The organism is Gordonia sp. JH63 (assembly GCF_009856645.1).
GTDB classification, from domain to species: Bacteria; Actinomycetota; Actinomycetes; order Mycobacteriales; family Mycobacteriaceae; genus Gordonia; species Gordonia hongkongensis.
The window spans coordinates 2920948-2941539 of the sequence record NZ_CP047235.1 but is presented as its reverse complement, the minus strand read 5'-3'; the positions used below and the strand labels follow the sequence as shown (position 1 = coordinate 2941539).

General features: G+C 69.6%; 16 protein-coding genes. 12 read left to right on the top strand and 4 right to left on the bottom strand.

The genetic code is table 11. From position 1 onward, the window contains the following. Positions 1 to 20: 20 nt before the first annotated feature. Complete coding sequence (locus GR168_RS13230) at positions 21 to 419, bottom strand: BlaI/MecI/CopY family transcriptional regulator (RefSeq protein ID WP_159370929.1); 399 nt, start codon at positions 417 to 419, stop codon at positions 21 to 23. 342 nt (positions 420 to 761) lie between these two features. Here GR168_RS13230 and GR168_RS13225 point away from each other — a divergent pair, with 342 nt between their 5' ends. The 7 genes from GR168_RS13225 (at position 762) to GR168_RS13195 (ending at position 5946) form a co-directional block, all read left to right on the top strand. Next, complete coding sequence (locus tag GR168_RS13225) at positions 762 to 1184, top strand: PaaI family thioesterase (RefSeq protein ID WP_159370928.1); 423 nt, start codon at positions 762 to 764, stop codon at positions 1182 to 1184. Between the two features lie 133 nt (positions 1185 to 1317). Then, positions 1318 to 1620: an urease subunit gamma gene (locus GR168_RS13220; protein WP_058253197.1), complete on the top strand. Its 303-nt coding sequence runs from the start codon at positions 1318 to 1320 to the stop codon at positions 1618 to 1620. Between the two features lie 85 nt (positions 1621 to 1705). Continuing rightward, complete coding sequence (locus tag GR168_RS13215) at positions 1706 to 2080, top strand: urease subunit beta (protein ID WP_058253198.1); 375 nt, start codon at positions 1706 to 1708, stop codon at positions 2078 to 2080. A 3-nt stretch (positions 2081 to 2083) separates the two neighbouring features. Further along, entirely contained in the window at positions 2084 to 3802 is a 1719-nt protein-coding gene (locus GR168_RS13210) for an urease subunit alpha (protein WP_065629850.1), read from the top strand. Beyond that, complete coding sequence (locus tag GR168_RS13205) at positions 3802 to 4467, top strand: urease accessory UreF family protein (RefSeq protein WP_068972433.1); 666 nt, start codon at positions 3802 to 3804, stop codon at positions 4465 to 4467. The genes GR168_RS13210 and GR168_RS13205 overlap by 1 nt, the downstream gene beginning before the upstream one ends. 61 nt (positions 4468 to 4528) lie before the next feature. After that, complete coding sequence (gene ureG, locus GR168_RS13200; RefSeq protein ID WP_068972432.1) at positions 4529 to 5215, top strand: urease accessory protein UreG; 687 nt, start codon at positions 4529 to 4531, stop codon at positions 5213 to 5215. Positions 5216 to 5217: 2 nt separating this feature from the next. After that, the gene (locus tag GR168_RS13195; protein WP_159370927.1) at positions 5218 to 5946 is read left to right on the top strand and encodes an urease accessory protein UreD; all 729 of its coding nucleotides are present in this window, start codon (positions 5218 to 5220) and stop codon (positions 5944 to 5946) included. Positions 5947 to 5979: 33 nt separating this feature from the next. Here GR168_RS13195 and GR168_RS13190 read toward each other — a convergent pair whose 3' ends face one another. Continuing rightward, positions 5980 to 7497 (bottom strand): NAD(P)/FAD-dependent oxidoreductase, encoded by a 1518-nt coding sequence (locus GR168_RS13190; RefSeq protein ID WP_159370926.1) that lies wholly within the window; start codon positions 7495 to 7497, stop codon positions 5980 to 5982. A 169-nt stretch (positions 7498 to 7666) separates the two neighbouring features. Next, a complete protein-coding gene (locus tag GR168_RS13185) occupies positions 7667 to 8272 on the bottom strand; it encodes a GNAT family N-acetyltransferase (RefSeq protein WP_159370925.1) in 606 nt (201 codons plus the stop codon). A 133-nt stretch (positions 8273 to 8405) separates the two neighbouring features. Between GR168_RS13185 and GR168_RS13180 the strand changes: the two genes are divergently transcribed. From GR168_RS13180 to recD, 4 genes are read left to right on the top strand one after another with little or no spacing between them, the layout of a single operon-like run. Continuing rightward, entirely contained in the window at positions 8406 to 8921 is a 516-nt protein-coding gene (locus GR168_RS13180; protein WP_159370924.1) for a thioesterase family protein, read from the top strand. A 31-nt stretch (positions 8922 to 8952) separates the two neighbouring features. Beyond that, positions 8953 to 12393, top strand: a complete 3441-nt coding sequence (gene recC / locus GR168_RS13175) for an exodeoxyribonuclease V subunit gamma (RefSeq protein ID WP_159370923.1) — start codon at positions 8953 to 8955, stop codon at positions 12391 to 12393. Beyond that, the gene (locus tag GR168_RS13170) at positions 12390 to 15773 is read left to right on the top strand and encodes a UvrD-helicase domain-containing protein (protein WP_159370922.1); all 3384 of its coding nucleotides are present in this window, start codon (positions 12390 to 12392) and stop codon (positions 15771 to 15773) included. Before recC ends, GR168_RS13170 begins: the two co-directional genes overlap by 4 nt. Then, positions 15770 to 17632, top strand: a complete 1863-nt coding sequence (recD, locus tag GR168_RS13165) for an exodeoxyribonuclease V subunit alpha (RefSeq protein ID WP_159370921.1) — start codon at positions 15770 to 15772, stop codon at positions 17630 to 17632. The genes GR168_RS13170 and recD overlap by 4 nt, the downstream gene beginning before the upstream one ends. On the opposite strand, the gene GR168_RS13160 is transcribed toward recD, so the two are convergent. After that, complete coding sequence (locus GR168_RS13160; RefSeq protein ID WP_058253209.1) at positions 17629 to 18384, bottom strand: PIG-L family deacetylase; 756 nt, start codon at positions 18382 to 18384, stop codon at positions 17629 to 17631. The genes recD and GR168_RS13160 overlap by 4 nt on opposite strands. A gap of 173 nt (positions 18385 to 18557) precedes the next feature. Here GR168_RS13160 and htpG point away from each other — a divergent pair, with 173 nt between their 5' ends. Next, positions 18558 to 20570 (top strand): molecular chaperone HtpG, encoded by a 2013-nt coding sequence (gene htpG, locus GR168_RS13155; RefSeq protein ID WP_159370920.1) that lies wholly within the window; start codon positions 18558 to 18560, stop codon positions 20568 to 20570. Positions 20571 to 20592 lie beyond the last annotated feature (22 nt).

Sequence of the window (20592 nt, the reverse complement as noted above, 5' to 3'; positions counted from 1 at the left end):
CGAGTGGTGGTGCCGCGAATCTAGCCGGTGTCGCTCGTTCCGCGGGCGGCTTCGAGTTCATCGAGTGCGGAACGGAGGGCGGCCGCCTCGTCGGCGCCCACGCGACCGACGAAGGACACCAGGGCCGCATGTCGGGAGCCGGGGGCGGCGGCCTCGCTGAGCGCGTCGACCATGAGGCTGGCGACCAGGTCCTCGCGGGGATGGGTGGCGACGTACTTGTGGGCCCGGTCGTCGCGGATCTGCGTCACCAGGTTCTTCTTCGCCAGTCGCTGCAGGACCGTCATGACGGTCGTGTACGCGAGCGAGCGGTCCCGGGACAGTGCGGCGTGTACCTGCCGCACGGTCTGCGGGGTCGAACTCTCCCACAACGTGTCCATCACAGCGCGTTCGAGGTCGCCCAGGCCATTCATCTTTCGCATTTTACTGCTGTGCCTCCGTTTGTGGGTCCGCTGGATACTCAGTTGTTGCGTGCCGGTGTGCCGAGCGACGCTCGCGCGGGGCGGCACGCCGTTGACGTGGCCGTTTCTGCGGCGCTTGACACGTTGGTAAGGCTAGCCTACATTAAGTGTCACGTCGGACCGCGCGAGAGTCCTGAGGGCTGCAGAGACCCCCGGTCCACGGCACGGAAGGCCCCGCATCTCCCAGAGATGCGGGGCCTTCTGGGATCCTCGGGGGGCCAACGATCGGCGGTCGAGCCCGGTTCCCCGCCGAGTCCCGGACTGCTGTCGCCACGACCCGACCGGCATGCGACTGTTGACGTCATGACTGCTGACAGTGCGGACGATGTTCTCCGGGATTCATTCGGCAAAGGACTCGACGGCGTCCTGGGACTCGAGGTCGTCGAGGCCGGGCCGGACCGGATCGTGGCCACGATGGAGATCACCGAGCGTCATCATCAGCCGTTCGGCATCGTGCACGGCGGTGTCTATTGCGCGGTCGGTGAGAGTGTCGCCAGCATGAGCGGTTTCCTCTGGCTGCAGGACTGCGGGATCGGCGGCACCGCCGTCGGGGTGAACAACAACACTGACTTCCTCCGGTCCGTCCGCGCCGGCACGGTCACCGCGACGTCCACCCCGATCCACCGGGGCCGTCGCCAGCAGCTGTGGGCTGTCGACATGGTCGACCAGGACGGAAAGCTGCTGGCCAAATCGCAGGTGCGGCTGCAGAACATCGAGGTCACATAGGCCGTCGAGGCCCGCGTCACCCCATCGCCACTCGGCGCGCCGACCCCGTGTCGGCATGGCAGGATGACTCCTACTGCCCGGCCGGACCCACCGAACAGACCGTCCGGCCGAACACTCTCGAGGAGCGCTCCCGGTGCGACTGTCGCCGCATGAACAAGAACGGCTGTTGATCTCCTACGCGGCCGAGCTGGCCCGGCGGCGGCAGGGGCGCGGCCTGAAGCTCAACCACCCGGAGTCGGTCGCGCTGATCACCGATCACGTCCTGGAGGGCGCCCGCGACGGCCGGTCGGTGGCCGAGCTGATGACATCCGGCCGCGAGGTGCTCCGGCGCGACGACGTCATGGACGGGGTGCCGGAGATGCTGCACGACGTCCAGGTGGAGGCGACGTTCCCCGACGGCACCAAGCTGGTGACCGTGCACGACCCCATCGCCTGACGCCCCGCGATCGGGGCACCGTCCGAGGTGGATCGTGGCGCCCCGCGCCCGTCCATCGAACAGCAGCAGTCCAGAGGAGACCGAAATGTCGGGTACGCATCCCGGCCCGCGATCGACACTCGTGCCGGGTGAGGTCATCGCCGCTGACGGGACCATCGAGCTCAACGCGGGTGCCGACGCCGTCGAACTCCGGGTCGTCAACTCCGGCGATCGTCCGGTGCAGGTCGGCAGTCACGTCCACTTCCCGCAGTCGAACGCCGCACTCGTCTTCGACCGCGCTCGCGCACACGGCCGCCGCCTCGATATCCCGGCCGGGACCGCGGTGCGTTTCGAGCCCGGCATCGAGATGACCGTCGGTCTGGTCCCGCTCGGCGGAACCCGCGAGGTGTACGGGATCTCCTTGGAGCCCCCCGGTGCCTGCGGACCGGTCGACGCCGTCCGTACCGACGAGAGTGAGTGACGCATGGCCATCCTGGGACGTGACCGGTACGCACAGCTGTTCGGCCCGACCACGGGCGATCTGATCCGCCTCGCCGACACCGATCTGCTCATCGAGGTCACCGAGGACCTGTCGGGCGGACCGGGTCGCGCCGGAGACGAGGCCGTCTTCGGCGGTGGCAAGGTGATCCGCGAGTCGATGGGACAGAGTCGGGCGACCCGCGCCGACGGCGCCCCCGACACCGTCATCACCGGTGTCGTGGTCCTCGATCACTGGGGAATCATCAAGGCCGACCTGGGAATTCGGGACGGTCGCATCGTCGCGATGGGCAAGGCGGGTAATCCCGACACCATGGACGGGGTGCATCCGGACCTGGTCATCGGGCCGTCGACCGAGATCATCGCCGGCAACGGCAAGATCGTCACCGCCGGCGCGATCGACTGCCATGTGCACTTCATCTGTCCGCAGATCATGGACGAGGCGTTGGGCAACGGGATCACCACCGTGATCGGCGGCGGTACGGGTCCGGCCGAGGGCAGCAAGGCCACCACCGTGACACCCGGCGCGTGGCATCTGGCCTCGATCCTCGCCGCAACCGATCACTGGCCGATGAACATCGCGCTCCTCGGCAAGGGCAACACCGTCAGCGCCGAGTCGATGCACGAGCAGATCCGCGCGGGCGCTTCGGGTTTCAAGCTGCACGAGGACTGGGGCAGTACGCCCGCGGCCATCGACGCCTGCCTGCGGGTGGCCGATGAGACCGGCGTGCAGGTCGCCCTGCACTCCGACACCCTGAACGAGGCCGGGTTCGTGGAGACGACCCTCGGCGCGATCGCCGGCCGCGGCATCCACGCCTACCACACCGAGGGCGCGGGCGGTGGTCACGCGCCGGACATCATCACGGTCGCGGCCTACCCGAATGTGCTTCCGTCGTCGACGAATCCGACGCGCCCGCACACGGTCAACACACTCGACGAGCATCTCGACATGTTGATGGTCTGCCACCATCTCAACCCCACCGTGCCGGAGGACCTCGCCTTCGCCGAGAGCCGGATCCGGCCGTCCACGATCGCGGCCGAAGACCTCCTGCACGACCTGGGCGCCATCTCGATGATCGGCTCGGACTCGCAGGCGATGGGCCGGATCGGCGAAGTCGTGCTCCGGACGTGGCAGACGGCGCACGTGATGAAGCGCAAACGCGGTTCGCTCCCCGGCGACGGTCGGGCGGACAACAATCGCGCACGTCGCTACATCGCGAAGTACACGATCTGTCCGGCGCGTGCGCATGGCTTCGACGACGAGATCGGATCCGTCGAGGTCGGTAAGCTCGCCGACCTCGTGCTGTGGGACCCGGCGTTCTTCGGGATCCGCCCCGATCTGGTCATCAAGGGCGGCGCCATCGCGTGGGCGGCGATGGGCGACGCCAACGCCTCGATCCCCACGCCGCAACCGGTCTTCCCGCGCCCGATGTTCGGTGCCGCACCGAAACTCGCGGCCGCGACGTCGGTCAGCTTCGTCGCCCCGGGTGCCGACGCCGATCTCGCCGGGCGCATCGGGGTCGACCGCAGGTTCGTCCCGGTCAAGAACACCCGCGGCGTCGGGAAGGCCGACATGGTCAACAACGACGCCTGCCCGACGATCGAGGTCGACCCCGACACGTTCACGGTGCGGGTCGACGGTGAGGTGTGGGAGTCCGAGCCCGTCGCCGAACTCCCGATGGCGCAACGGTATTTCCTGTTCTGATGCGACCCGACGACACGAACCCGGGCGCCTCCGCGCCGCTGGCGATGATGCTGGCCCTGGCGGATTCGCGTCTACCGGTGGGCGGGCACGTCCACTCCGGTGGCGTCGAGCAGGCGATCACCGACGGATTCATTCGCACCGCAGGCGATCTCGCTTCCTTCCTGTACCGCCGGGTGACCACGAGCGGTCTCGTCGCGGCATCGGTGGCGGCGGCCGTGGCCGACGGCGCACTCGACGTGCCCCGCGCGCAACGCGAAACGGATGCGCGCACGCCGTCGGCGGCCGCACGGAAGGCATCGCTGGCGCAGGGCCGCGGGATGGTGCGGCTGGCGCGGCGGATGTGGCCGGACGTCGATTGGTCGGCCCACCGGCCGTCGACGCATCTCCCCGTCATCAGCGGGTCGATCGGCGCGGTGTCCTCGCTGTCGGGTTTCCACACGGCCCTGATCCTCGTGTACACCACGATGAGCGGGTCGGCGACTGCCGGCCAGCGCCTGCTCGCACTCGACCCGGCCGACGTGTCGATCATGATCGCCGAACTCGGTCCCGAGTGCGAACGCGTCGCCGCCGAGGCCGCGGTCGGCCTGGCGGACCTGTCCGATCCGGTGCTCGACATCTTCGCCGAACGCCATGAGCGGCAACCGATGCCGCTGTTCATGTCCTGACCATCGCGCCACCCATCCCGTGACCCGGCGAAGTCGCCGTCGCGAACCGAGAGGAGTTCCCATGCCCCCGCATCTCATCGACGGGCAGCCGCACACCCACGACCACAACCGGCCGCGCCGCAAGCGCGAGCCCGGCGAGGCGCTGCGCATCGGTGTCGGTGGCCCGGTCGGATCGGGCAAGACCGCGCTGGTGGCCGCACTGTGCCGACAGCTCCGGGACGAGTTGTCGGTCGCCGTGTTGACAAACGACATCTACACGACCGAGGACGCCGACTTCCTGCGCCGCAACGCTGTTCTGCCCGACGAACGGATCACCGCCGTCCAGACCGGCGGATGTCCGCACACCGCCATCCGGGACGACATCACCGCCAACCTCGACGCCATCGACGATCTCGTCGAGGCGAACCCACCGCTGGATCTGATCCTCGTGGAATCGGGCGGCGACAATCTCACCGCGACATTCTCGACAGGTCTGATCGACGTGCAGATCTTCGTCATCGACGTCGCGGGCGGGGACAAGGTGCCCCGCAAGGGCGGACCCGGCGTCACGTTCTCGGACCTGTTGGTGATCAACAAGATCGATCTGGCCGAGCGCGTCAATGCCGACCTCGACGTCATGCGGCGCGACGCGGCGAAGGTCCGCGAGGGCCGGCAGACCGCCATGATCTCGCTGACCGAGGACCCGGCCGCGACGGACGTGCTGGCCTGGGTCCGGGCCCAACTGGCGGCCCCGGTCGCCGCCGGGTGACGATGCGCACCGAGGTCGACATCGTCGCCACCGTCGAGCGTGGCGTGCGTCATCGGGCGGTCGGGGGACTGGGCGTGCGGGTGACCGCGCCGGGCCACGTTCAGCTGATCGGCACCGCCGCCACGCCGCTCGGTGGTGACGAGATCGTGGTGCGCATCGAGGTCGAACGGGGTGCGCAGTTGCGCCTCGGCAGCGTCGCGGCGACGATCGCGCTGCCGGCCCGCGACCGTCCGGACTCGTCGGCTCGGTGGGAGATCGCCGTCGGCGACGGTGGTCGCCTGCGCATCGACCCGCAGCCGACGGTCGTCGCCGGTGGCGCGGTCCACCGCTCGGACATCACGGCACGACTCGCCGCCGGCGCGACCCTCGATCTACACGAGCACGTCCAGATCGGCCGGGCGGCGAGCATGACGGACGCCACGCTGGTAGACCGCGACCGGATGGGTGCCTGGACCGGGGGTCTGCGCGTCGAGGTCGACGATCAAGTGGTGCTGGCCCATCGGCTCTCGCTCGGCCGGGGCACACCCGCGGGGGCCGCGGGCCACCGGGCGGCGAGCAGCGTGTTCCGGTACCCCGACAACCGGCCCGGCGACGTGCACGGGACCGAGTTCGCCGCGCGTCTGCAGCTGGCCGGCGGCGCCAGTCTGACCACCGCGCTCGGGACCTCGGTCAGCACCGCGCGGCGGCTGGCCGACGGCCTGGAGATGGACTCACTGGCCGTCGTGCCGTAGACGACCGCCGGCGGGCCGGCCGCCGTCCGCGGGTCAGCTGGCCTCGGCCTCGGATTCCTTGCCGTCGGCGTCCTTGCCCTCGGTGGGGACCGAGCCCGTCGCCCCGGGAGCGGTCGACGCGGAGTCGACTGTTCCGGCATCGGTCTTCGCCGGTTCGGCATCGGAGGTCTCGCCGGCCTTCTCGAGCGCCGACAACTGGCCGATCGCGGTGCGCGCGTAGACCTGCTGCTCGGTCACCGCGAGCTGCGAACGGCCGCGCGTGGTGAAGGCGAAGAACCAGTTGATCAGGGTGTTCAACCGGTTGCGGAACCCGACCAGGTACACCAGGTGAAGGGCGAGCCAGCCCAGCCAGGCGAAGTAGCCCTCGGTCTCGAAGGTCTTCTTGATGCCCGGGATCGGGACCTGCATCACCGCGGAGTACCGCGAGATGGTCGCCATCGAACCCTTGTCGTAGTAGCTGAACGGCTTGCGCTGGTCGGACGTCTGGCCCTTCATCTCCGCCTTGATCGCGTCGGCGGCGTAGCGGCCGCCCTGGATCGCGCCCTGCGCGACGCCCGGGACACCGTCGACGGCCATCATGTCGCCGACGACGAAGACCTCGGGATGGCCGGGGATGGTGAGGTCGGGCAGGACCTTCACCCGGCCGGCGCGGTCGAGTTCGACACCGGACTGCTCGGCGAGCTGCTGCCCGAGCGGGCTGGCCTGCACGCCCGCCGACCACACCTTGCACTGCGACTCGATGCGGCGCGTGGTGCCGTCCTTCTCCTTGACGACCAGGCCGTCGTAGTCGACGTCGACGACCATGGCGTTCAGCTGGATCTCGACGCCCATGCGCTCGAGCCGGGCCGCGGCCTTGCCGCCGAGCTTGGGCCCGAACGGCGGCAGGACGGCCGGCGCGGCGTCGAGCAGGATCACCCGGGCCTCGGTCGGGTCGATGTTGCGGAACGCGCCCTTGAGGGTCTTGTCGCTCATCTCGGCGATCTGACCGGCGAGCTCGACACCGGTCGGGCCGGCGCCGACGACCACGAAGGTCAGCAGCTTGGCGCGTTCGGCGGGGTCGTGGGACAGCTCGGCCTGTTCGAAGGCGCCGAGGATGCGGCCGCGCAGTTCGAGTGCGTGGTCGATGGTCTTCATACCGGGTGCGTACTCGGCGAAGTGGTCGTTGCCGAAGTAGGACTGATCGGCGCCGGCGGCGACGATGAGGTCGTCGTACGGGGTGACCGTGATGCGCTCGAGCAGGCGGGAGGTGACGGTCTTGGCCTCGAGGTCGATGTCGTACACATCACCCATGAGCACCGCGGTGTTCTTCTGCTTGCGCAGGACCACGCGGGTGGCCGGTGCGATCTCGCCCTCGGCGACGATGCCGGTCGCCACCTGGTAGAGCATCGGTTGGAACAGGTGGTGGGTGGTCTTGGCGATCAGCGTGACATCGACATCGGCCTTGGCCAGTCGCTGGGCGGCGAACAATCCGCCGAAGCCCGAACCGATGATGACCACTTTCCGACGGGTCGTGGCTGCTCCAGCGGGGGCCTGGACGGCGGGGCTGCTCATCTCCAGACATCTCCTTCCAGGTCGTTGGGCGACGGTCGTGCGGACTTCGGCGGACCGAATGGGGTGCTACCCGAGGGGGCCGTGTAGCGCCGGGGCCGGAGTACGACCGTGCATGTTCTCAACGGTAGTCAATGATGATCCGTTGGGCGCGGCCAGAGGGGTGTTGCGCTCACGCGCTGAGACCCCCGGCCGATGACCATCGTTGCGAGCGCTCCTGCCAGTCGGCCCGTAGGAGCTCGTATTCGACCTCGGACCGGTCGCGGTCCGGGTGGATGGTCAGCAGCTCGGCCGAGTCCGCGGCGTCGTCGCAGAGGTGGATGGCGCAGAGCGTCATCCCGAGCTTCTCCATCACGCGGCGCGACGACGCGTTGCGGGCGACCGTGCTCGCGAACACGCGCTCGGTGCCGAGGTGGTCGAACGCGAACGCGACGAGGGCGAACGCCGCCTCGGTCGCCAGGCCGCGGCCCCACACCGTGCGCCGGAGGCGATAGCTCAGTTCGAGTTCGGCACGGTTGCTGTGCCGTGGTGTGCGCAGCGAGATCCAGCCGAGGAAGGCGGCGGTGGCGGGGTCGCACAGGATCCAGGTGCCGGTGCCGTGTCTGCGGTGTGCGGTCTCGGCGCGGGGGACCACCCAGTCCTCGATCACGGCGCGCGGTGTCGCGGCACCGCCGCTCACGTACCGCATGACCTCGGGATCGCTGTCGAGGTGGACGAGCTCGTCGACATCGACGGCGGACACCGGGCGCAGCCGAGCCCGTGCCGTGTCGATGTTCACCCGAGCCCCTCACCGCGCGCGGGGGTGCGCGCACCGATTCGCCTGACGTCCTGCCCCGGCGAGTGAGTCTACGGTCTGGTCGGCTGTGACTCCTGCAGTTCGTCGTACGCGTGTCCCGCACTAAGATCGCGCCGTGGCCCCCCACCGAGATGCCCCCGATCCAGATGCCCTCGATCCCGAGGCAACCGCAGCCGGTTCCGCCGGACCGGACTACGTCCTCGACATCCCGGTCGCGCTGCGCTGGGGCGACATGGACATCAACAACCACATCAACAACGTGCAGATCTCCCGGATCTTCGAGGAGAGCCGGGTGCGTTCGTTCTATGAATGGATGCCCGACCGGCCGAGGAAGTTCTCGTTCCTCGTCGCGCGTCAGGACATCGAGTTCTCCGCTCCCGTGCACTACTCGCTCGACCCGGTGCACGTGCGCACCTGCATCGGACGCGTGGGCCGGTCGTCGTTCGTCATGGCGCTGCGCCTGATCGACCAGTCCGGGACGCTGTGCGCCACGGCCGAGACCACGATGGTCGTCGTCGACCCGGACACCGGCCGGCCCACCCCGATTCCCGACGACGCCCGGCCGCTGCTGACCGCGCGCCTCGGCGAGCCGGTGCGTTTCCACACGCCCCGGTCGAACGCCGCGGGCTGACCGGGCCGGGCCCCGGAGTCACAGCCGTCCGATGCTCATCCTGCACCGCGCCGAACGCACCGACACGCTGGCCGATGCGCTGGCCGAGGTCCTCGCGCACCCGCTGGGCGACCCGATGCGCCCGGAGATCGTGTCGGTTCCCGCCGCGGGAGTCGAGCGGTGGCTCGCCCAGCATCTGGCCCGGCGCCTGGGGGCGGGGGCGGGCGACGACGGAATCGCGGCCAACATCGACTTCACCGGGCCGTCCCGTCTGGCTGACGCCATCGTCGCGGCGGTGCTCGGTGATACGCGTCTGAACACCTCGGGTTCGCTGACGGCGCCGGACGATCCGTGGCGCGCGGCCGAGCTGACGTGGCCGGTGCTGCGTGTCCTCGACGACCGCGTCGACGACCCCGCGCTCGACGTGATCGCGCGGCACATCGGCGCGGGCGACACCTCCTCGCCCCGGGTCGGGCGCCGCTACGCCACCGCACGCCATCTGGCCGAGTTGTTCGACCGGTACGGGCGGTCGCGTCCGTCGCTGATCGCCGACTGGGCCGCCGGCCACGATCTCGACGGTGCCGGCCGCCCCCTGCGGGACGACCTGGCGTGGCAGCCCGGGTTCTGGCGCGCGGTCCGCGCCGAGATCGGCCGGCCGCATCCCGCGGAGGATCTCGCCGCGGTCTGCGATCGGCTGCGCACCGACCCCGCGGCGGGGGGATTGCCGGAACGACTGTCGGTCTTCGGGCCGACGCGGATCACCGAGTCGTTCCGTCAGATCGCCGCGGCCGCGGCCGTCCACCACGACGTCCACCTGTTCGTGCCCCACCCGAGTCCACGGCTGTGGGCGGAACTCGGTGCCCTCGTCGACCCCGACTCCGGCAACGGGGTCCCACCGCGACGCGGGGAGTGCGAGCTCCCCGAACTGCGAAACCCCCTGCTCGCCGGTCTCTCCCGCGATCTGCAGGAGCTCCAGTTGCGGCTCGCTCCGATCGTCGATCGGGACCTCCACCATGTGCCGCGGGAGTCGGTGCTCGGCGACACCGCGCTGCACGTCGTCCAGTCGGGGATCCGCGACGACCTCGCGCCCGCGCCCGGCCTCGCCGACACGTCGGACCCGACCGTCTCCGCGGACCCGTCCGTCGAGGTTCACGCGTGTCACGGGCCCGAGCGGCAGATCGAGGTCCTGCGGGATCGGTTGCTGCATCTGTTCGCCGCCGATCCCGAGCTGCAGCCGCGCGATGTCCTCATCATGTGCCCGGACGTCGAGACCTTCGCACCCCTGATCCGTGGCGCATTCGGACAAGCGGGGCTGCCACATCCGGCGTTCGACCTGCGAGTTCGGCTCGCCGACCGTGGAATTCGCCATGTGAACCCGATCCTCGACGTGATCGTCGGAGTCGTGGAGCTGGCCGCGGGCCGGGTGACCGCAGGCGACGTCGTCGACCTCCTCGGCGCCCCGCCGGTACGAACCCGGTTCGCGATGACCGACGACGACCTGGATCTGATCCGGGAATGGCTGGCGCACAGCAACGTCCGGTGGGGGATAGGCGTCGCCGAACGCGCCCGCTACGGTCTCGAACGGTTCCGCCAGGGCACCTTCGACGCCGGCCTGGACCGCATCGCCCTCGGCGTCGTCGCCGAGGAGGCCGACGACGAATGGCTCGGTACCGCACTGCCGCTCGCCGGAGTGGAGAGTACCGGCATCGATCTCGTCGGCAGGTTCGACGAGTTCCTCGACCGACTCGGTCGGGTGCTGGCCGAACTGCGGGAAGCCGCTCCCGCGCACCGATGGGCGGAGACGCTCATCGACGCCGTCTCGTCGCTGACGGCGACCGAGCACGCCGAGGATTGGCAACGCGCACAGGCAATCCGGATGCTCAGCGAGGCCTTCGGGGACACCCGACCGGTCGAGCCGGAGGAGGTGCTGCGTCTGGCGGACGTGCGGGACCTCCTGTCGGCGCTGGTCGCCGGCCGGCCGACGCGCTCGAACTTCCGCACCGGAGAACTGACGGTGTGCACGATGGTGCCGATGCGCTCGGTGCCGCACCGGGTGATCGTGCTGCTCGGGATCGACGCCGAGGTGTTCCCGCGTGTCCAGCGTATCGACGGGGATGACGTACTCGGCGTCGATCCGCTGGTGGGCGAACGCAATCCGCGGGACGAGGACCGGCAGTGTTTCCTCGACGCGATCTGCGCCGCGCAAGATGCCCTCCTCGTCTTCTACAGTGGCGCCGACCCCGTCTCCGGCCGGCGGATCCCGCCCGCTGTGGTCGTGAGCGAACTGGTCGACACGCTCACCGGTCTGACCGGCGTGAGTCCCGTTCGCCGGCATTCGCTGCACGGGTTCGACGCGCGGAACTTCACCCCCGGTGGCGTGCCGGGAATCGCGGGGCCGTTCAGCCACGACGCGTCGATACTTCGCGGAGCCGAGGCCTTACGCGAGCCGACGCGGCGCGTGGTGGTCGCCGCTGCCGAGGTGCTGCCCGCGCCGGAACGGACCCCCGACACCGAGGACATCGACCTCGCGACCCTCATCGACTTCCACGTGGACCCGATCGTGGCGTTCGTCCGCCAGCGCCTCGGTGCCCGCATCCCCGACGACGACCGGCCACACGACGACCAACTCGATGTCGAACTGGAACCGCTGGACAAGTGGGGGATCGGCGACCGATTCCTCTCCCGGATGCTGACCGGGGTGTCCATCGGGGAGTGCGAGGCGGCCGAGCTCCGGCGCGGGACGCTGCCGCCGTTCGCCTTCGGCACCCGTGAGCTCCGCGCAATCTCGCGGACGGTCACGCGGCTATACGGCGTCGTCGAGCCGTTGCGCACAGGGACTCCCACGACCCTCGACGTCCTGGTCCGACTACCCGACGGCCGCCGGGTGCACGGAACGGTCGGTGACGTGTTCGGCGACACCGGGCCGGCCGCGTTGGTGCGGCCGACGTACTCCAAGCTCAAGGCCAAACAGCAACTCAGCGGCTGGATCACGCTTCTCGCGGTGGCCGCCGCCGCGACCCAGGGCAATGCCGCGGCGCGGTCGGTGGACTCGGCGGTCCTGATCGGGCGGGCCCCGCGAGGCGGCGGGACCAGCACCATCACACTCCGGCGCCCCGAGGATCCGGTTCCGTTGCTCCACGACCTCGTCCGGCTACGCGACGAGGGTCTTCGTCGTCCGCTGCCGCTGCCGCTGGAACCCGCGTACACGTTCGTCGAGAACGACGGGCCCGGCCGGCGCAGCACGTTCTCGCTCGCCAACGCCCGCCGGAACTTCGACGACAGATTCGGTGCCGCGCACGACCCGCATGTGAAGCTCGCATTCGGCGGGGACGTGCTGGCCGAGGTCGATTTCGACGACCTCCTCGACAGCGCGACGCCCGACCATCGCACCGTCGGCGGTGTCGAACTGCCCATGGCCGACGACGAACCGTTGTTCGCCGGGCTGGCCCGAACCGTGTGGGTGCCACTCGATCAGCACCGGGAGGGCGCGTGAGACGGCCGGCCACCTTCGACGTCACCGCCGACCTGCCGGATCACACCACGGTCCTGGAGGCGAGCGCCGGAACCGGGAAGACCTACGCCATCGTCGGACTCGCGGCCCGGCACATCGCCGAGGGTGTCCCGATCTCGGAGATGCTGCTGGTGACCTTCAGCCGGGCCGCGACCGCCGAGCTGCGCGAACGCATGCGAGACCGTGTGCGCGAGTTGCTCGACGGGCTCGACCGTCCCAGTGCCGCCCCCGGCCACGACGCGCTGCTGCAGATGCTGGCGCAGGGATCACCGGACGAGGTCGCCACCCGTCGTCGCAATCTCGCCCGCGCTCTGAGCGACTTCGACGCGTCGACGATCGCGACCACCCACACGTTCTGCAACCGCATGCTGGAGGCGCTGGGGTTCCTGGGTGAGCGTGAACTGGTCTACTCGATCGTCGAAGAGGTCGACGAACTGACCGAAGAGGTGGCGCTGGACCTCTACCTGCGCGGTTTCTGGGCAAGCGACACACCGGAATTCGACTTCACCGAGGCGCAGTCGATCGCCCGCGACGCGGTGCGCCAGGCGTCGGTCGCGCTGGCGCCGGACGAGTCCGAGTCGACCGACGGGCCGGGTGCCGATGCGGTGGCCGCCCGTCGGGTGAGTTTCGCGTCCGCGGTCCGCCGCATCGTCGAGGCGCGCAAACGTGATGCGCGCGTACGGACCTACGACGACCTGCAGGCCATCCTGCAACGCATCGTGACCGACCCGGTGGTCGGCGAGCGCGCGTGCGAACGTATCCGCAACACCTTCACCGTGGTCCTGGTCGACGAGTTCCAGGACACGGACCCGTTGCAGTGGGACATCCTGCGTCGGTGTTTCCACGGCCATCGCCGACTCATCCTCGTCGGCGACCCCAAACAATCGATCTACGGGTTCCGCGGTGCCGAGGTCCTCAGCTACCTCGCCGCGGTGTCCTCGGCCGACACCTTGCAGGCGCTCGACGTGAACCGGCGGTCTGACGGCGCGCTCGTCGACGCCCTCGGACATCTGTACGGCGAAGCGGCGCTGGGACATCCGGGCATCGTGGTACATCCGGTCTCGGCGGCACACCCGGGCAGCCGGCTCGACGGTCGTCCGCCGCTACGCATCCGCGCGTTCCTGCGCACCGACTTCACGTCCCGTAACGCCTACAACCTACCCGCGGTGAAGGACGTCCGCGACCGGATCGCGGTCGATGTCGCCGACGACATCGCGCAGACCCTCGCTCAGGGCGCTCGACTCGAGGTCGACGGAACCTCCCGCCCGGTGGATCCGGGTGACATCGCGATCCTGGTGCGGCTCAACAGCACCATCGAGCCGCTCCAGCGGGAACTCGCCGAGCGCGGCATCAACTCGGTCATCGGGTCGGGGGTCAACGTGTTCTCCACGACCGCGGCCCAGCACTGGCTGTGGGTGATGCGTGCCGTCGAACAACCCTCCCGTGCGGACCGCGTGCGATTGGCGGCGCTCACGACCCTGCTCGGCTGGTCGATCGAGAAGGTGGCCACCGCAGGCGAACCCGAGGTCGCCGAGCTCGGGGCCGAACTGGCCTCGCTGGGACGGGTGTTCGTGCAGGGCGGGTTCGCCGCGATGGCGCAGCGCCTGCTCGACTCGCACGGTGTCGCCGCGCGCGTCCTGGCCACCGAGAACGGTGAACGCATCCTCACCGATCTCCTGCAGGTGTCCGCGCTCTGCAACAAGCACGTGGTCGAGACCTCGGCGGGGGTCAGTGGCCTCGTCGAGTGGCTGGCCGAGCGGATCGCCGACACGTCCGCGCGCCAGCGATACGAAGACCAGAGTCGACGACTCGACCGCGACACCCAGGCCGTCCAGATCATGACCGTGCATGCCAGCAAGGGCCTGCAGTTCCCGATCGTCTACGTGCCCTACGGCTGGGACGGGACGTGGATCGGCGACCGCGGCAACATCACGTACCACGACGAGTCGGGTACCCGGCGTCTCGATGTCGGTGGCGGGCATGCGCCCGGCCGCGCGGCGCGGCGCAAGCGGTACGCCGAGGAGACGGCCGGCGAAGACCTCCGGCTGCTCTACGTCGCGCTGACGCGGGCGCAATCGCAGGTCGTGGCGTGGTGGGCGCCGTCGATGAACACCACGAGCGGGCCGCTGCACCGGCTGATCTTCGGGCGCGACACCGCGACCCGAATCCCCTCCGAGACCGGCGAATCGGTGTGGTCGGTCGCCCCCGACGTCCCCATACCCGACGACGACGCCACGTGCGTCGGCGTCCTGCGCACCCTGACCGGGCGCGATGCCGCGATCTCGGTCGAGCCCGCCGGCCGGATCGAGGCCGGTGCGGTGGCGGCCCCGCCGCACGCCGATGTCGAGACGGCGACCCTCGGGGTCGCGCGGTTCCGGCGCGCCATCGATCAGGAATGGCGTCGTACGTCGTACTCGGCCATCGTCGCCGACGTCGCGCACGGCGCACCCGGGGGCCCCGCCGGTTCTGTCGTCGCCACCGGCAGCGATCCGGCCGACGACATCCTCGGTGACGAGCCGGCCGCCGACCCGGTCGAGCTCGACGAGCCGCCCGCCGAGGGGCACCGAGCGGGAACGCCGTCGCTGATGAACGGGCTGCCCTACGGTGCGGCGTTCGGCACCCTGGTGCACGAGGTCCTCGAATACGTCGACACCTCGGCGCCCGACATCGAGACCCATGTGCGCGAATTGTGTTCGCGCGCACTCGGGGTCCTGCCGGCCGACATCGACGCCGACGTACTGGTCGCCGCGCTCGTCGGCGTCCTCACCACGCCACTCGGTTTCGGCGATCTCTGGGGCGTCGAGCCGGGAGATCGCCTCGCCGAGCTCGACTTCGAGCTCCCGCTGGGGCCGCCGGATCGCACGCCCGGCGCCCGTGGGGCGACGCCGGGGGTGTTCGCCGAACTCCTGGACCGGCATCTGCCCGACGACGATCCGTTGCGTGACTACGTCGATCACCTCCGCGAGCTCCCCGATCGTGAAATGCGCGGCTTCCTGACGGGCAGCATCGACTCGGTGCTGCGCACCCCGGACGGCCGCTACGTGGTCGTCGACTACAAGACCAACCGCATCCGGGCGGGGGACCTGGTCGTCGAGGACTTCGACACCGCGTCTATGGCAGGCGAGATGATCGCCGCCCACTATCCGCTGCAGGCGATGTTGTATTCGGTTGCGCTGCATAGGTATCTGCGCTGGCGCGTCCTCGGCTACGATCCGGTCCGGCATCTCGGCCCGGTGCAGTACCACTTCGTGCGCGGGATGGCCGGGCCGGGCACGCCGCCCGGTTGCGGCGTGTTCGAGTGGGATCTGCCCGCAGACCTGATCCTCGCATTGTCCGATGCACTGGCGGGAGCGTCCCGATGACCGTGTCCGACGTCCAGGTGGTGGAGTGGGCCACCGGTGTGCTCGCCGAGTGGAACGAGGCCGGAGTGCTCGCCGCCGCGGACGTGCACATCACCGACCGTCTCGTGACGATGTGCGCCGAGCCGGTGTCCGAGACCGCGCGTCTCGGCGCCGCGCTGGCGGTCCGTGCGGTGCGGCTCGGTTCGACGTGCCTCGCGCTGGACCGTTTGGGCGAGCTGGCCGGCGACGACACCGCCGACCTCACCATCCCGTCGTCCGATGCGGTGCTCGACGCACTGCTCGAGAGCCCGCTCGTCGCCGGCAGCAAGGCGGGTCCGTTGCGTCCGTTGGTGGTGCGACGGTCCATCGATGGGCCGCTGGTGTACCTCCAGAAGTACTTTCGGCAGGAACAGACGATCCGCGAGACGCTGGCCCGCCGCGCACAGACGGCACCCGTGGTCGAAGCCGATGCGCTGCGCGCTGCGATAGCCGCCGTCTACACCTCGCCCGAGGACGGGCACCTGCAGAAGCTGGCGGCAGCGGTCGCCGCGACCCGCTGGACCACCGTCCTGGCGGGCGGTCCCGGCACCGGCAAGACCTACACGGTCGCACGCATTCTCGCGGTACTGGACGCCCTGCAGGGACCCGGCCTCCGTATCGGGCTGTGCGCGCCGACGGGCCGGGCGGCGGCTCAGCTGCAGGCCTCGGTGGAAGCGGAGTCGACGGTTCCCGTCACGGCGCACGCCGTCACGCTCCACTCGTTGCTCGGCTGGCGCCCGGGTGCCAACCCGAGGTACGGCCGCGGGCGGACACTGCCGCACGACGTCATCGTCGTCGACGAGACCTCGATGCTGTCGATGACCGCGATGAGCCGCCTGCTCGACGCAGTCCGTCCGGATGCACGGGTGATCTTCGTCGGTGACCCGCATCAGCTCGCGTCGGTCGAGGCCGGAGCGGTGCTCGCGGATCTCGTCGAACGGACGGATGTCGTTGGGGTGCAAGGAGATTCAGGAACCACGACGGCCGTCTCGGAGGCCGCGCTCGAGGCGGTGGGCCTGGATGCCGATCCTGAACTCGAACCCGAGGACACGGATCATCTCGCCGGTGGCGTGATCACCCTGCGGCGCCAGTTCCGTTTCGGCGGCGGCATCTCGCGGGTCGCGGCGGCCGTGAACGCCGGTGACGCAGACGAAGTCCTGCGACTGGTCGCCGCGGACGACGTCCCGAACGTCGAACTCGTGGCGCCCGACGACCTCGATGCCGTCCGTGCCGATCTCGTCGAATGGGGCCGGGCGCTGCGGGCAGCGGCCCGTCGTGCCGATGCCGACGGGGCGCTCGACGCGCTCGACGCCCACCGGGTGCTGTGCGCGCACCGGGAGGGGTCTTGGGGTGTCCGTGGCTGGTCGGCCAGGATCACCGAGTGGCTGGGCACCGCCGGCGCCGAGCTGGCCGGATGGTATGCGGGACAGCCCATCCTGGTCACCGCCAACGACCGCCAGACGGCGACGTTCAACGGCGACACGGGCGTGGTGATCGCCGATCCCGAGGGCCGGACGCAGGGGGCCGACGGCGTCCGGGTCGCCTTCCGTCGCGGCGGATCGGTGCGACTCCTGCACCCGACGCAGCTCGCCGACGTCGTGTCGGTCCACGCGATGACCATCCACCGCAGCCAGGGCAGCCAGTTCCGACAGGTCACGGTGATCCTCCCGCCCACGGGCTCAGAACTGCTCACCCGGGAGTTGCTGTACACCGCCATCACCCGCGCCCGCGACCACGTGCGGATCGTCGGGACACCCGAGGTGCTGGCCGCGGCGGTCGACCGCCGCGTGCAGCGGGCCAGCGGTCTGCGATCGGCGGTGACGCCGTTCGACCGCTCCTAGATCAGGTCGCAACCACCGGGGACGAGGTCGCGGCGCTGATAGCACTCGACGCCGAGCAGCTTCTCCTGGATGTCGTCGGGCAGCGACATGAAGCCGGAGATGGCCCGGCTGCGATCGATCTCGGAACGGTGGGCGGTGACGGCGGCCCTCTTGCGGGCCGCGAGATCCGACACGTCGACGACCACGTCGATCTCGGACTCCGGGGTGCCGGGTAGCTGCTCCCGGGGGATGTCCGCGAACAGGCTCTCCGCGAGGATGTCCATCATCCACTCCGGGATGGTGGCGAAGTACAGCGAACGCACGCGCCAGGCCGGCCCGGCGCGGTGGTAGAGCTTCGTCGACGCCGCCGCGTCGGCCGCGGCGCACGCGAGCCGGTGCGCGTGGACGTGGTCGGGGTGACCGTAGATACCCAGCGGGTCGTAGGTGATGACGATGTCGGGTTGCAGTGCCCGGATGTGGTGGGTGAGCGCACGGACCTGTTCGTCGAACGACGCCTCGCACAGCCGCTGCGCATCGGGTGCGGATTCTGGTCGCCGGTCGTCGGCATAGCCGAGCATGATCGGTGGTCGCGGCATGCCGAGGATGTCGACCGCGTCGGCGAGTTCGCGGTGCCGGACGGTGCCGTCGGTCCAGGTACACATCACGAGGTCGACCTCGCCGCCGGCGTCGGTGTGACGCGCGATGAGTCCACCGGTCCACAGTGATTCGTCGTCGGGGTGCGCGTGCACCAACAGCAGTCGGGGTGTGCCCATCCACCTGGCTTCCTGATCGTTCCCGCACGGCACGGATGTCGTGCGGGGTAGTCGGTCCCCGACCCAGGGTAGCCACACCACCGCTCGGTAAAGTCGGTGTCCGTCACACGTGTCGCACCGGCGCGGAGATGTTCGTCCGTCCGGTGCACGAGAACAGAACATGGAGGTCTGCGATGAGCGCTCAGCCCGAAGTCCACGAGTTCCAGGCCGAGACCCGGCAGCTGCTGGATCTCATGGTCCACTCGATCTACTCCAACAAGGACAGCTTCCTGCGCGAGCTGATCTCCAACGCGTCCGACGCACTGGACAAGCTGCGGCTGGAGTCCCTGCTCGACAAAGACCTCGACGTCGACACCTCCGACCTCCACATCACGCTCGACCCCGATGCCGAGGCCCGGACCCTCGTCGTGGCCGACAACGGCATCGGCATGACCCGCGACGAGGTCGTCGGCCTGATCGGCACGCTGGCCCGTTCGGGCACGGCCGAGTTGCGCCGGTCGCTCGCGGAGGCTCGCGCGAACGGGGTGTCCGACGCGGCGGCCGAGGAACTGATCGGTCAGTTCGGCATCGGCTTCTACTCGACGTTCATGGTCGCCGACAAGGTCACGCTGGTGACCCGTAAGGCGGGGGAGAGCACCGGCACCCGCTGGGAGTCGACCGGCGACGGAACCTACACGATCGACGACGTCCCCGACGCCCCGCAGGGCACCTCGGTCACGTTGGCGCTCAAGCCCGTCGACACCGAGGATCACCTCTACGACTATTCGGATCCGACCAAGCTCCGCCAGCTCGTGAAGCGGTACTCGGACTTCATCGCGTGGCCGATCCGGATGGACGTCGAGAAGACCGTTCCGGTGGAGACCCCCGACACCGAGGCCTCCGACGCCGACAACGCGGACGAGAAGAAAGCGCCGGAGACGAAGACGGTCGTCGAGGCCGAGACGATCAACTCGATGAAGGCGCTCTGGGCCAAGTCGCGCTCGGAGGTGACCGACGAGGAGTACCAGGAGTTCTACCGGCACGTCTCCCACGCCTGGGATGCGCCGCTGGAGACCATCACGCTGCAGGCCGAGGGCACCTTCGAGTACCAGGCGCTGCTGTTCATCCCGACGCAGCCACCGTTCGACCTGTTCATGCGCGACAGCAAGGTCGGCATCCACCTCTACGTCAAGCGCGTCTTCATCATGGACGACTGCGCCGAACTGATGCCGGAGTACCTGCGCTTCGTCAAGGGTGTCGTCGACGCGGCCGACCTGTCGCTGAACGTGTCCCGCGAGATCCTGCAACAGGACCGCCAGATCCGCGCGATCCGTCGCCGGCTCACCAAGAAGGTGATCTCGACGGTCACCGAGATGCGCGCCGGCCGGCCCGACGACTACCGCACGTTCTGGGATGCCTTCGGCCGGGTGTTCAAGGAAGGTCTGGTCAACGATCCGGACAACCGCGAGGCGCTCCTCAAGGCCTCGTCGTTCGCGACCACCCACTCCGAGGACGAACTGACCACACTCGCCGACTACATCGGCCGGATGAAGAGCGGTCAGGACACGATCTACTACATGACCGGCGAATCGCGTCAGCAGATCGTGAACTCGCCGCACATGGAAGCGTTCCGCGCCAAGGGAATCGAGGTTCTCGTCCTGTCCGATCCCGTCGACGAGATGTGGGTCTCGGCGGGTGCGGAGTTCGACGGCAAGTCGTTCCAGTCGATCGCCAAGGGCGCCGTCGACCTCGACGGTGACGACGAGGACGCCGACGATTCCGCCAAGGAGGAGCAGAACAAGACCTACGCCGACCTGCTGGGGTGGCTCACGAGCACCCTCTCCGACGACGTCAGTGAGACGCGACTCTCGTCGCGCCTCACCGAGTCGCCGGCGTGCCTGGTCGGTGACACGTTCTCGATGTCTCCGCAGCTGGAGAAGCTCTACCGGGCGTCCGGTCAGGAATTCCCCAAGTCCAAGCGGGCACTGGAGCTCAACCCTGATCACCCGCTCGTCGCCGCGCTGAACAAGGCCTACGGAGCCGGGGATCACGAACAACTGGTGCCGACGGCGAAGCTGCTGTACGGCATGGCCGTGATCGCCGAGGGCGGTGAGCTCGACGACCCGGCCGAGTTCGCGAAGCTGTTGGCCGGTCGGCTGACCGAATCGTTCGCGGCGAGCGGACCGTCGGCCGGTTCGGAGTCCTGATCGGTCTGTCCAGACCACGGGT